At 65.5% G+C, this 12,882-nt stretch carries 10 protein-coding genes; 3 read left to right on the top strand and 7 right to left on the bottom strand.

Annotated elements, in window-relative coordinates; genetic code table 11:
* The first annotated feature begins 26 nt into the window (after positions 1-26).
* Positions 27-896: an SDR family oxidoreductase gene (locus tag BMX32_RS14070; RefSeq protein ID WP_089979677.1), complete on the top strand. Its 870-nt coding sequence runs from the start codon at positions 27-29 to the stop codon at positions 894-896.
* Positions 897-962: 66 nt separating this feature from the next.
* On the opposite strand, the gene BMX32_RS14065 is transcribed toward BMX32_RS14070, so the two are convergent.
* The 3 genes from BMX32_RS14065 to BMX32_RS14055 form a co-directional block, all read right to left on the bottom strand.
* A complete protein-coding gene (locus tag BMX32_RS14065; protein ID WP_089979675.1) occupies positions 963-3,248 on the bottom strand; it encodes an FdhF/YdeP family oxidoreductase in 2,286 nt (761 codons plus the stop codon).
* Positions 3,249-3,460: 212 nt separating this feature from the next.
* Entirely contained in the window at positions 3,461-4,648 is a 1,188-nt protein-coding gene (locus BMX32_RS14060; RefSeq protein ID WP_089979674.1) for a PAS domain-containing sensor histidine kinase, read from the bottom strand.
* The gene (locus BMX32_RS14055) at positions 4,638-5,453 is read right to left on the bottom strand and encodes an alpha/beta fold hydrolase (RefSeq protein ID WP_089979672.1); all 816 of its coding nucleotides are present in this window, start codon (positions 5,451-5,453) and stop codon (positions 4,638-4,640) included. The genes BMX32_RS14060 and BMX32_RS14055 overlap by 11 nt, the downstream gene beginning before the upstream one ends.
* 162 nt (positions 5,454-5,615) lie before the next feature.
* On the opposite strand from BMX32_RS14055, the gene BMX32_RS14050 reads away from it, so the two are divergent.
* The gene (locus BMX32_RS14050; protein ID WP_089979670.1) at positions 5,616-6,008 is read left to right on the top strand and encodes a DNA-binding transcriptional response regulator; all 393 of its coding nucleotides are present in this window, start codon (positions 5,616-5,618) and stop codon (positions 6,006-6,008) included.
* A 10-nt stretch (positions 6,009-6,018) separates the two neighbouring features.
* Here the strand turns inward: BMX32_RS14050 and BMX32_RS14045 are convergent, their stop codons facing one another.
* The gene (locus BMX32_RS14045) at positions 6,019-6,234 is read right to left on the bottom strand and encodes a hypothetical protein (RefSeq protein WP_139206746.1); all 216 of its coding nucleotides are present in this window, start codon (positions 6,232-6,234) and stop codon (positions 6,019-6,021) included.
* Between the two features lie 147 nt (positions 6,235-6,381).
* Between BMX32_RS14045 and BMX32_RS14040 the strand changes: the two genes are divergently transcribed.
* A complete protein-coding gene (locus tag BMX32_RS14040; protein WP_089979666.1) occupies positions 6,382-7,887 on the top strand; it encodes a hypothetical protein in 1,506 nt (501 codons plus the stop codon).
* Between the two features lie 93 nt (positions 7,888-7,980).
* Here the strand turns inward: BMX32_RS14040 and BMX32_RS14035 are convergent, their stop codons facing one another.
* The 3 genes from BMX32_RS14035 to BMX32_RS14025 form a co-directional block, all read right to left on the bottom strand.
* Complete coding sequence (locus tag BMX32_RS14035) at positions 7,981-8,415, bottom strand: pyridoxamine 5'-phosphate oxidase family protein (RefSeq protein ID WP_029214060.1); 435 nt, start codon at positions 8,413-8,415, stop codon at positions 7,981-7,983.
* A gap of 137 nt (positions 8,416-8,552) precedes the next feature.
* Entirely contained in the window at positions 8,553-9,755 is a 1,203-nt protein-coding gene (locus BMX32_RS14030) for a glycoside hydrolase family 27 protein (RefSeq protein WP_211664227.1), read from the bottom strand.
* A gap of 20 nt (positions 9,756-9,775) precedes the next feature.
* Positions 9,776-12,655: a TonB-dependent receptor gene (locus BMX32_RS14025; protein WP_089979664.1), complete on the bottom strand. Its 2,880-nt coding sequence runs from the start codon at positions 12,653-12,655 to the stop codon at positions 9,776-9,778.
* Positions 12,656-12,882: the final 227 nt, after the last annotated feature.

Raw genomic sequence — 12,882 nt, 5'->3', positions numbered from 1 at the left:
CCCAACCTTTCTACGGAGTACGGATCATGACCATTCTCGTCACCGGTGCCACCGGTAATGTCGGCCGCGAAGTCGTCGCGCAGCTCGTGAAACGCGGCGCCAATGTCCGCGTGCTCGTTCGCGACCCCGCGAAGGCGACGTTCCCCTCCAACGTGGAGATCGCGCAGGGCGATTTCCTCGACATCGATTCACTGCGGGCCGCGATGAGCGGCGTGTCCACCCTGTTCCTGCTCAACGCGGTGACGGGCGACGAATTCACGCAAGCGCTCGTCGCGCTGAACGTGGCGCGCGAGGCAGGGATCGAACGCATCGTGTATCTCTCGGTCATCCATAGCGACCTGTATGTGAACGTGCCCCACTTCGCGGGCAAGTTCACTGTCGAGCGCATGATCGAGCACATGGGCATGCACGCCACGATCCTGCGCCCGGCGTATTTCATCCGCAACGATCTGGGCATCAAGGACGTGATCACCGGCTATGGCGTCTATCCCATGCCGGTGGGCAACAAGGGGCTGGCCATGGTCGACACGCGCGACATCGCGGAAGTCGCCGCCATCGAACTGCTCCGTCGCGAGCGGTCCGACGTGCCCCTGCCGCTGGAGCGCATCGACATCGTTGGCCCGGAAACGCTGACGGGTCCGGCCATCGCGGGCATCTGGACGGAGGTGCTCGGCAAGCCCGTGGCGTACCTCGGCGAGGACCTGGCGGGATTCGAGACCAACCTCCGGCAGGCCATGCCGTCGTGGATGGCTTACGACATGCGCATGATGGCCGAGCGTTTCCAGGCCGATGGCATGGTGCCCGCCGAAGGCAGCGTGGAGCGCCTGACGACGCTTCTCGGCCGTCCGCTGCGGACGTATCGCGACTTCGCGCGGGACGTCGCCGCGTCGACGTGACCGCCGGTCGGGCGGGAGCGGATGTACTCGTGTCCCGCCCACCGCGCGTCGAGGCTCGTCGTGCCGTCAGACCACCGTGCGGCGGATGCGCACCGGTACGCCCTTCGCCGCCGGTGTCTTCGATGCCTCGTCGTGATACCAGAGCGGGATCAGCGGATTCATCTCGGGATAGTAGCCACCCAAACAGCCTCTGGGCAGGTCGAACGGCGTAACGGTGAGGCCGGAAACCTCCCGCCGCACGTCGTCCCCGGCGTCGCCGACCAGCGTCACCTCGTCGCCAGCCGCCAGACCCTGTTCCGCGATGTCCACCTCGCACATCAGCACGATGGCACGCGAACCCCGGAGGCCCCGCAGGCGATCGTCGAATCCGTAGATCGTCGTGTTGAACTGATCGTTCGACCGCATGGTGATGAGATGCAGCCGTCCCGGTGCGGCACCGACGCCCAAGGCGCTGCGCACGGTGGGCGTCGTGAAATTCGCCTTGCCGTCGTCCGTCTTCCACACCCGCTCGCGCGCCGGATTGCCGCGGTAGAAACCGCCCTTTTCGAACATCCGCGCCGAATAATCGCGGAACATCTCCGGATACGTCTCCTCGATGAGCGTGCGTATGCGCGCGTAGTCGCCGCTCCACGCGAGCCATGGACGCTTCGGATGATCGGGCAACGTCGCGGCGGCGATGCCGGCGACGATGGCGGTCTCCGAACGCAGGTGCGGGCTGGCCGGCTCGGCGTGTCCCATCGATCCATGGATGTGACTGAAACTGTCCTCGATGGACACGGCCTGCGGTACGCCCGCCTGCCGATCGACCTCGGAGCGCACGAGGCACGGCAGCAGATAACTCGCCTTGCCGTGCACCAGATGGCTGCGATTGAGCCGGGTCCCCACGTACACCGTCAACGCGAGATCGCGCCACGCGGCCTCCATGGCATCGCGCTCCGGTATGGCACGCACGAAATTCCCGCCGAGGCTCACGAACGCGCGCACGGTGCCATCGCGTACGCCTTCACATACCTCCACCGTGGTACGGCCCTTTTTGCGTGGCGGCTCGAACGCGAACATCGTCGCCAGACGATCCAGCGGCACCAGTTCGGGCTTCTCCGATATACCGACCGTGCGCTGGCCCTGCACGTTCGAATGACCGCGCACCGGGCAGATACCTGCACCCTGCCGCCCGATGTTCCCGCGCAGGAGCAGCAGGTTCACCAGCATCGCGATGCTCTGCGACCCATGCACGTGCTGCGTCAGGCCCATGCCGTAGACACCGATGACGTTCCGGGCGGCGCAATACACGTCCGCCGCAGCCTCCAGGTCCTCCCGAAGCAGCCCCGAATGCTCCTCGATCCCGGCCCACGACGCCGCGCCCGCGGCTTTTTCGAACTCGCCAAGGCCACTCGTATGTTCTTCGACGAAGGCGCGGTCCACCACGCCGTCGTTCCCGGCCGCGCGCGCGGCGGCATCGCGCACGAACACGTGCTTGCAGATGCCCATCAGGGCCGCGATATCGCCACCCGGCTTCACCTGCAGATACATGTGCGACAGTTCGGTGGCCTTCCCCGTCAGCATCTGCATCGGGTTCTGCGGATTCACGAAGTGCAGCAGGCCGGCTTCGCGCACGGGGTTGAACGTCACGATCCGGCAGCCGCGCTTCACGGCGTCCTGAAGCGGATGGAGAAAGCGCGGACTGTTCGTACCGGGGTTCTGGCCGAAGTAGAAGATGGCGTCGCAGTGCTCGAAGTCCTCGAGCACGCATGTGCCGACCGGCGATCCGATGACGCTCTTCAGCCCTACCGACGTCGTCTCGTGGCACATGTTCGAGCTGTCGGGAAGGTTGTTGTTGCCGTACACCCGCGCCATCAGACCGTAAAGGTAGGACGCCTCGAGCGATGCCTTGCCCGACGCGTAGAACACCGACTCCGGCGGACGCAACGATCGCAGAATGTCGCCGATACCCGCGAAGGCTTCGTCCCATCCACAGGCGACGTAACGGTCGCTCGACGGGTCGTAGCGCATCGGTTCGGTCAGCCTGCCGGCCATCTCGAGGTCGTAGTCCTGCCAGGTACGAAGCTCGGTCAGCGTATGCGCGTCGAAGAAGGAAGGCGTGCACCGATCGGTCGTGAGCTCCCAGATCGTCGATTTCGCGCCGTTCTCGCAGAACTCGAACGCATGCGGGTGCACCGGCTTGCCCCAGGCGCACGAGGTGCACATGAAGCCGCGTGCCTTGTTCTGCCGGCGCAGGGTCGCCAGCGCGCCCGATGGATGCTCCCGGCGGTAGAGTGCGGACATGCCGGCCAACGATCCCCAGCCGCCAGCCACGTGCTCCACCGGTGCGTCGGCGCGCGTTTCGTCGGTCATGATGTGGCGCTCCCGGGTGACAGGTCGCCATCATCTCGGCAGCCGTGTCGCACCCGCGTGGGCGCCCCCGCATGCCGCGTTCACTCCACCGCGACCGCCGACGAGGCGACGCCGCCGTCCGCGGGCGCCTGCCGTCCACCGCCCAGCGCGAGGAACGCGGCGATGGCGGACGCGGTACAGCTCGGGCAACTGAAGATATCCCGGGCGAGCGATCAACCCGTCGCGATGCGCTCGCCGTGGCGCGAAAACACCATCTCGAACACCGTCCCGCTGGCTTCGTCCGAGCGCACCGCGATCCGGCCCCCATGCGCACGCATGATGTCCTTGACGATGAACAGCCCGAGACCGACGCTGCGGCGCTCGCCGCCCGCTTCGATCCCACGTGTCATGGGCTCGAAGAGCACCGGCAGTAGCGAGGCGGCAATGGGCGTTCCCCAGTTGTGGACTTCGATGACGAAATGCTCGGCGTCGACACGCGTGGTGATGGTCACGGGGTGGTCGGGCGAGCCGTAGGCCATCGCGTTGCCGACGAGGTTGCCGAGCAGTTGCGTCAGGCGATGCGGATCCGCGCTCGAGACGCCCTCGCCCTCCTCCACATGGACGATGCGGCGACCGAAGAACGACATCCGCAGTTCGTGCACGGCTTCACCGACGACCCGATGCACGTTGATCGGCTTCGGCGCCACGCTGAGCCCCGAGCCGATCTTCGCCTGCGTGAAGTCGAGCAGGTCGTCGGTGAGCTGTCGCGCGCGTTCGACGGACGCTTCCATGTGCACGAACACCCGCTCGCGCTTCTCGCCGGAGATGGTGGGGCTGGCGAGCATCTGCATGCCCATCTTGATGGCCGTGAGCGGATTGCGTAGATCGTGGCTGACGATGCCCACCATCTGCTCGGCGAAGCGCGCCCTGTCCTCGGAGGCGTCCATGGCCAGGCGCAAGCGCGCCTCGGCGGAAGCGAGAGCCTGCTGGGCCTCCATGTACGTGGCAAGGAGCTGCTGCGCCTGCTCGCGCTCCCGTACCAGTTCGCGCTCGTAGCGGTGCCGATCCTCCGCGACGAAGATCGCGAGCTCGTGTAGCTCGTGGCCGTCGTGCGAGCGGCTGACCGCGTTCATCACGATCGGTAACGTGCGGCCGCCGCGATGGCGAAGCTCGAGTTTAACCTCGGCGATGGCGCCCTGCATGCGAAGCAGCGGCACCCAGTGCGTCTGATGGAAGATGCGGCCACCCACCGTCAGCAGGTCCTGGATGCGTTTCGCGCCTACCAGCTCGGCAGCCTCATAGCCGGTCCATCCACAGAAGGTCCGGTTCACATGCCGGATGCAGCCGTCGGCCTCGGTGACGATCAGGCCGCATGGCGCGTCCGCGTAGAGCGCGTCCACCTTCGGGACGTCAGCGGCCATCGCGGAGATCGACGGTGGCCAGGAAGTCGTTCATCGCGTCGATGCACGCCTGCGGCGCGCTGAGGTGCGGGCAATGGCCCACGTTGTCGATGAGGCGCAGCGTGCTGCGCGGCAACGCGCGGTGCACGTACTCCCCCACGGCGACCGGGGCGATGATGTCTTCGGTGCACTGCAGGATCAGGGACGGGCTGACCCGACGATCGAGATCGCGGCGGCTGTCCGACAGGAACGTCACACGGGCGAATTGCCGGGCGATCTCCGGATCGGTGCGGCAGAAGCTATTGGTGAGCTCTGCGCCGAGCTCGGGCCGATCCGGTGCCCCCATGATCGCGGGCGCCATGGCGCGCGACCAGCCCAGATAGTTGCTGTCCAGGGTCTCCAGCAGCGAGACGATGTCGTCCCTACTGAAGCCGCCGACGTAATCGCCATCGTCGATGTAACACGGCGAAGGGCCGATCATGACGTGGGCGGCGATGCTTTCAGGCGCCTTGAGTCCGGCCAGCACGCCGATCATCGCGCTGACGGAATGGCCGACGAACACGACCGGCCCCTTGCCGAAGGCGTCGATCAGGTCGACCAGGTCGTCCGCGTAGCCATCGAGGCTCTCGTACTTCGCGCGGTCGTACGACGAGATGTCGGAACCGCCGCTCCCCACGAGATCGAACAGCACCACCCGATAACGGTCGGCGAACGCCGGGGCCACGAGCCGCCACATGTTCTGGTCGCAGCCGAAGCCGTGCGCGAAAACCAGCGTCGCGGGGCCATCGCCTGTCACCCGGACGTTGTTGCGTGCCTCGATGTTCATGCGGGCTCCGGAGGAAAGGGTCCGAAGCGGCGGTGCCGGGTCAGGTGACCGATGGTAACCGGTGCCGGCCTCCTTGCCCACGACGGGCCCCTGCGGCGGTTGTCGCCCTTCCGGTGGAGGTCTACCCTAGGGCCCTTCGCAATGGGAAAGGGCGGACGATTCATGGCACATCGTGAGCGTGAGTTCGCCGTCGTGATCGAGCCTCACGCGCCGCTGGCCGAGACGGTGGCCGAATGCCTGCGGCAGCGTGGTTACGAGGTGGGCATCGCCGGTACCCACGCCGGTGGGGCCGCGCTGGCAAAAGCGCATGGTCGGGTGAATTTTCTCACCGCCGCCGTTCCGGCGCCCGGCGAGAGCCACACGGGGGCCTACCTGGAAGATGCGCGGGCCGACAATCCTGACCTCGCGGTCGTCATCATGCTCTCGGATCCCGGCGAAGACGTCAGCGACGCGCCGCGTCACGCCGTGAAGATCGTGAAGCCTTTCAGCGTGCTGGAGCTCGGCGCGGCGATCGTCCGGGCACTGGCGCACGTCGGGCTCCTCCGCCCGACCTGAGCGCCACCGCTCAGGCGCGAAACGTTTCCCATGTGCCGTCCGCACGCTCGATCCTGACGATCGCCACGCCGCCCGCCCGCTCGATCATCCTGGCGTGCTCGGCGGCGAACGCCACCGCCGCCTCTTCCGATGCCACTTCCCGCTCGGGCCTGCCATCGGAGCGAACCCGCCAGAGGCCGCGCTCCGTAACGGGTGGGGCGATGTAGATGATGACTTCGTCGGACATGCGTGACCCGGGCAGCGCGTAGGCCTCGACGGTAGAGGAGGCCTTGTCGCGAACGACTGGATTCGCGGTGAAGGACGCGCACACGGGTGGCTATCGCGTGAGCGCCGGGCGTATGCTCTCCGCTGGAGACACCCGGGGGACACGCGCATGGCTCATCGGATCACGGCTTTCCTGCTGGCGACCTTGCTTTCGCCGATCGCTTTCGCCGCCGATGGCGAGCACATGCACTCGCATCCCGCGCCGGAAAAGCTCGGCAGGATCACCTTCCCCACCTCGTGCGATCCCAAGGTACAGGCCGCCTTCGAACGCGGCGTCGCCCTGCTCCACTCGTTCGCGTATACCGAAGCCGAGAAGGCGATGCGTGCGGTCGCCGCGCAGGACGAACGCTGCGCCATCGCGCATTGGGGCATCGCGATGTCGCTTTATCACCAGCTCTGGGACACCCCTGCCGGGGACGCGCTGCACGAAGGCGCCGCGCAGGTGAAGCAGGCGATGGCGCTGCACGCGGGCACGCCGCGCGAACGGGCTTTCATCGAGGCGCTGAACACGTATTACACGGATGCCGATAACGTCGCGGCGGACGTGCGCGCGGAGCGGTATGCGCAAGCCATGGCCAAGGTCGCGCACGACAATCCGAACGACGTGGAGGCGCAGGTGTTCTACGCGCTCTCGCTCGTCGCGACGGCATCGCCGTCGGATCGCACGCACGCCAACCTGAAGAAGGCCGGTGCGATCCTCGAGCCGATCTACCGCGCCCACCCCGACCATCCCGGTCTCGCGCACTACATCATCCACGCCTACGACACGCCCGATCTCGCGCCGCGGGGCCTCGCCGCCGCACGCGCGTACGCACAGATCGCGCCGTCCGTGCCGCACGCCCTGCACATGCCGTCGCACATCTTCACGCGGCTGGGCTACTGGAACGATTCGATCACGTCGAACCTGGCCGCGCGCAAGGCGGCGCACGCGGAAGGCGACACGGGAGAAGAACTCCATGCCATGGATTACCTGACCTACGCCTACCTGCAAAGCGGTCGCACGAAAGACGCCGAGGCGATCCTCGCCGACGTCGAGGCGATGCCGGACATCAATGCCGGGCAATTCAAATCCGGCTACTCGGCCACGGCGATCGCGGTGCGCGTCGCGGTGGAACAGAAGGATTGGGACCGGGCGGCGAAGCTCGACGTGCTCCCCGGCTCCGCACCCAACGTGGCCGCCATGGTTCATTGGGCACGCGCGCTAGGAAACGCGCGGGCCGGCACGCCGCGGCCCGCCGACGCGGATATCGCACAGCTCAAGGCCAGCCTCGCGGCGCAGAAAGCCAGCGGCGGCGGCTACTGGACGATGGAAACCGATGCGTTGCTCAAGGAAGCGCAGGCGTGGCAGCTTTCCGCGAACGGCGACGCTAGCGGCGCGGTCGCATTGATGCGAGCGGCAGCCGACGAAGAAGACGCGTTCGAGAAACCGCCCGTGAGCCCCGGCCCCGTGGTGCCCGCGCGCGAGCAACTGGGCGAATTGCTGCTGTTGCAGGGAAAGAAGGCCGATGCGGCGCGGGAATTTAAGACGGCACTGACGTACTCGCCGGGTCGCCGTGGCGCGGTCGCGGGGCAAGCGTCCGCGCGGACAGGCAACGTCACCTCCGCGAATCCCTAGCGAAGAGGATCCGGGAGCACCTGCCGGATACGGAAAGGGCAACCCGCGTCGCGGATTGCCCTCACACGTGTCCATGGTCGGCGAATCGCCGGATCAGACCCGGATCTCGCCCTCGTCCTCGCCTTCCCACCATGTGATGCGAACGGCGTGGACCTTGATGAGCACCATGCCCGGTGTGTCGGTGCCGTCCTTGAACCAGCGCTTCATGCTGTCCTGCCAATGCCGTTCGAACTGCGCCTTCTCGCGGATGATCTCGCCGCGACCTTCCACGGCGACGAACAGCGGCGGCTTGCCCAGCAGCGATTTCGATCCGGTAAAGGACAGCGCGCACGCCGGATTGGCTTCGAGCTCACCGACGAAGTTCGCGTCCTCATAGGCGAAGAACCAGCTATCACCGTCGTATTCGACGTCACCGTTGTTGCTCATCGGTCGCCCGGCGATCTCGCCGGACGCGGTGTGGGTCTGGAGCATCGAGAAATCGATGCCAGCCATCTTCTTTGCAAGTTCGGGGAGGGTCATCGTGGTCATGGGGGTCTCCTTGGGTGGTAGGAGACTGCGATCCCATGCGGCAGCGCGATGTGAAAAGGTCGTCGCCCCGGTGGACACACGAGGCCAAGCAACGCGGGAAAAGCGACCGGGCCCTGGGCCCGGTCGCTGCACTTCACTTACTGACTGATGCGGTACATCACGGTGGCGTGCGGCTCGAGCTTCGTCTTGATCGAGCCGTCGCCCTTGGCGTCCGTGTGGGCCCAGAGGTCGCGCATGGTGTAGCTGCCGCCGGCCTTGAGGCCGATCTCGGTCGCCGCCACGGTCACGTCCTTCGCCTTGTCGCCCTCGTTGAACACGGCCACGGCGCGGCCGCCGTCCTTCAGCGGCTTCACGATCACATGGATGCCGTCCTTGTCGCGCACCTGCTTGCCCTGCACGCCCAGCGGATCCTGGTCGATGGCAATCACGTCCTTGTTGAGCAGGATCTTCAGCGCTTCCGGCTTGATGGTCCGCAGGTCGGTGCCGATGAGCAGCGGCGAGGCCATGATCGACCACAGGCTGAAGTGGCTGCGGTATTCGACGTCGGTCATGCCGCCGTTGCCCACTTCGAGCATGTCGGGATCGTTCCAGTGACCGAGGCTCGCGTACTGGTCGAGAACGACATTCTCCTTGAAGATCTTCAGCATCGACGGGTAGTTGTCGCTGATGTCGCCCGTGGTGCGCCAGGAACCGGCGTCGACCGGGTCCTTGCTCGCCCATAGCCAGGGCTTGTTCTCGCCCCATTCGCACATGCTGAAGAAGATCTTCCGACCGCTGTTGCGCAAGGCTTCCGCCATGTCGGTATAGCGCTTGTGGGCGTCGAGCTTCTTGTTGTTGCAGTTGTCGTACTTGAGGTAATCGACGTCCCACGACGCGAACGACTTCGCATCATCCTTCTCGTGGCCGAGACCACCCGGGAAACCGCGGTTTTCCTGCAGCGGCTCGCAGGTGGACGTGCCGGCGCTCGAGTACAGGCCGAACTTCAGCCCACGCTCGTGGATATAGCCGGCAAGCGCCTTGATGCCGCTTGGGAAACGCTTCGGATTCGGCTGCAGTTTGCCGTCCTTGTCGCGCTGCCAGTTGGCCCAGCAGTCGTCGATGTTGACGTACGTATAGCCGGCATCACGCAGACCGAGGCTGATGAACTTGTCGGCGATGCCGCGGATCATCGCTTCGTCGAACTCCGCGCGACAGTGCGTGGAGTTCCAGTTGTTGAAGCCCATCTGCGGCAGGGCTCCCGAGGCATCGTCGGCCTGCGCCGGTGTGGCGGCGATGCCCGCCGCGCACATCAGCGTGCCGAGGGCGGCCCCACGCAGGACGCCTTTCAGGGTGTCGCTCATCGCATGCATCGTGCGCGCCATCAGAACGTACCCCGCAGGCCGATGGTGTAGACGGTACCGTTGGCTTCGGCGTACAGGAAGCGGTTGCGGTATTCCGAGTAGTCGTACAGGTGCTCGTGCGTGAGATTGGTGCCGGACGCGAACACCGTCAGGTGCTTATTGATGTCATAGCTCGCGCTCAGGTCCACCTGTCCATACGCGCTACGCGTGGCCGGCGTGGAACCCGCACCGTAGGAGATGCTCTCCAGGTACTTGCCGCGCCAGTTGTACGCGGCGCGCACCTGCACCGGACCCTTCTCGTAATAGAGGCTGGCGTTGGCGGAATCGCCGATACCCGGCACCGCGAACTTGCCCGACGAAGCGATGACGCCCTCGTTCAGCTGCGTGCTGCTCTTCACGTGCGTGTAGTTCAGCGCGAAGCCCAGGCCGTCGAACGGATCGGGCAGCACGTTCTTGAACTGGTAATTGAACGTGGCCTCTTCGCCGTAGATCTTCGACGAATTCAGGTTGATGGGCTGCGTCAGCGACCAGATGAAGGGCTGACCGGTGTTCTCGTTGGTCAGGAACGGCACGGGCGTGCTCACGATCGTGCTGAAGTTGCCCACCCGCTTGACGAACCCTTCGACGGCGACGTAGCTCGCGTCGTTGATGTACCACTCCAGACCCATGTCGAAGTTGCGCGACGTGTAGGGCTGCAGCTGCGGGTTACCCTGCGAGATGGTGAGCGAGTTGGGACGCGTGCCGAAGCTGCGGTTGTAGTAGAGGTTGCTCAGCGCCGGCGGCGTCAGCGACTTCGACCACGAGAAACGGTAGATCAGGTTATCCAGCAGGTTCCACTTGAAGTTCAGCGACGGCATCCACTTGTGGTAACCGCCCGTGTCCGACTGCGGCGCCAGGGGGCCGAGGGTCACCTGACCGTTGCTGGTGTCGTTCGGATCGATGCGATACGCGATCGGCGGCTGGTTGACCGCGGTGGACGTGGAAGCCACGTGCAGGTAGCGCACGCCGGCGTCGACGGCCCACGGCATGTCCCACAGCGTGCCTTCGAACACGGCCTTGGCGAAGAACGCCTTCTTCTTTTCGCCCACCTGGTTGAAGCTGCCCAGGTTCGGGGCGGCGTCGAGGGTGCCACCATTGGCGGCCAGGCCGGCGAGCAGCGCGTCGCGCTTGTCGGCAGGAAGCTGGTTGTACGCGGCCGGCGATGCCAAATAGGCAAGATAGGCACGCGGGTCGTACTGCACCCACTGTTCCGGCTGGCCGGGCGACGAGACACCGTGGATCTTTGGAGGCGCCGTGTACACGTAGGCGCCCACGGCATCCGCCGGCACGTCCACGTTGTAACCGCAATACGCGTTGCAGAGGATGCTGTTCGGCGTACCCCAGCTGATCTGCTTTACCGTGTCCTTGGTGTACTGCACGCCGACCACCAACCGCGACAGGGTGCCGTCGGTGAACGACTTGTCCAGCTTGAGCTGGTAGTTGTCGACCTTGTCGGTCACGTTGTTGCCGGAGCCGGCGTTACAGCAGTGCGCCTTGAGCCCATCCAGGCTGGTGGGCGACAGCAGGTTCGAGTAGCTCGGCGGCTGGTCGTTGCCGTTATTCGTCCAGGTCGGGTTGGTACCGAAGTTCTTGGTACCGATCACGAGGAAGTAGCCGTTCGGGCTTTCCTTGTTCCACGCCTTGGAGTTGGAGATGTCGAGGCTGAGCTTCGTCGACTGGTCGAAATCGAACGCGACGTTGAGGCCGTTCTGGTAGCTCTTCTCGTAGCTGGGCTGGTACGACTGCACATAGTCGTTCGCCATCACGTTCGGGCCGGAGCCGTTACGGACGAAGCTCGTAACCGTGTTGTTGGCGTCGGTGGTAAGCGACTGGATATCCGCGGTGTTGCCGTATTCACCGAAATAATGGATGAACGGGTCGACCTTGTAGCTCGAATACAACGTGTCGAACTGCACCGTGAGCTGATCGATCGGCTTCCAGTCGATGGCGCCGCTGACGCCCTTGCGGACGCGCGTCTCGTCGACCACGTTGCTCGACAGCGTTTCCGGCACCGAGACATTGGTGAAGCTCGGGTCGCTCAGGTTGGACAGCTGCGAGATGTTCTGGTTGGCGTACCAGGAACCCGCCTGCGTGTTGAGCTGGGTGTCCTTGCGCTTGTAGTACGACGCCGAAGCCATCCAGCCGAAGGTGTGATCCTGATTCGTCCAGCCGAACAGGCCCGAGGCCTTCGGCGTGGTCTTGCCCTTCCAGTCGCCGGTCAGGTTGCTGTTCACCCCTGCCGCGCTCCACGCGCCGTGGTAGCTGCTGAAGTCCAGCGGACGCGCCGTCTGGATGTCCACGACGCCGCCGATGTCGACTTCCGTGATGTCGGCCGACGAGGTCTTGTTGACCTGCGCGACGCTGATGATTTCCGACGGCAGCACGTCGAAGTTGAACGCGCGCGAGCCGGAGGCCGTGGCCATCGGACGGCTGTTGATGGTGACGGCGACGAACTCGGGACCGAAGCCGCGCACCGCGATCTGGCTCGACTCGCCGCCGCTGCGGTTCACCGACACGCCCGGCACGCGCTGAAGCGCGTCGGCCACGTTCGGGTCGGGGAACTTGCCCGCTTCTTCCGCCGAGATGGAATCGACGGTGTTGACCGAATCCTGTTTGATCGCCTGGGCGCGCTGCAGGGCCGCCAGCTGACCGGTGACGGTCATCTCGCCCATCTCGGTGATCTTCTTTTCGCCATCAGCCGGCTTGGCCGGCTTCGGCGGCGTGGGCGCCGTCTGTGCCCCGGCGGGCGCTGCATCCGGCGCGGTCTGCGCATAAGCCGCTACGCCGTAGCCCGCCATCCAGGCGACACTCGTCGCCACAAGCGAACGCCGCACGGCGACCGCCAATTTCGTCAGCTGCATGGTTACCCTCCCCGACACATTGTGGAATACCCCGATAAGCACTCACGGCCTGCCGCTCTACGCTCATCGGAGCCGTTCCCCATGACGGCACCACCAAGCGTTTTCCCCATCCCCTCGACCCGACTGACGGTTCGCAGCTTCCGCTCATTTGTCGTACTTATTCATCGTTGCCTAGGTTCGGCGTTTCCAACAAGCTGCGCCGCAGCATGACAAGCGTCATAGCCACG

This window comes from Luteibacter sp. UNCMF331Sha3.1, assembly GCF_900109915.1.
Classification (GTDB): Bacteria; Pseudomonadota; Gammaproteobacteria; order Xanthomonadales; family Rhodanobacteraceae; genus Luteibacter.
The sequence above is the reverse complement of the archived record's forward strand: the minus strand, read 5'-3'. Positions and strand labels throughout refer to the sequence as shown.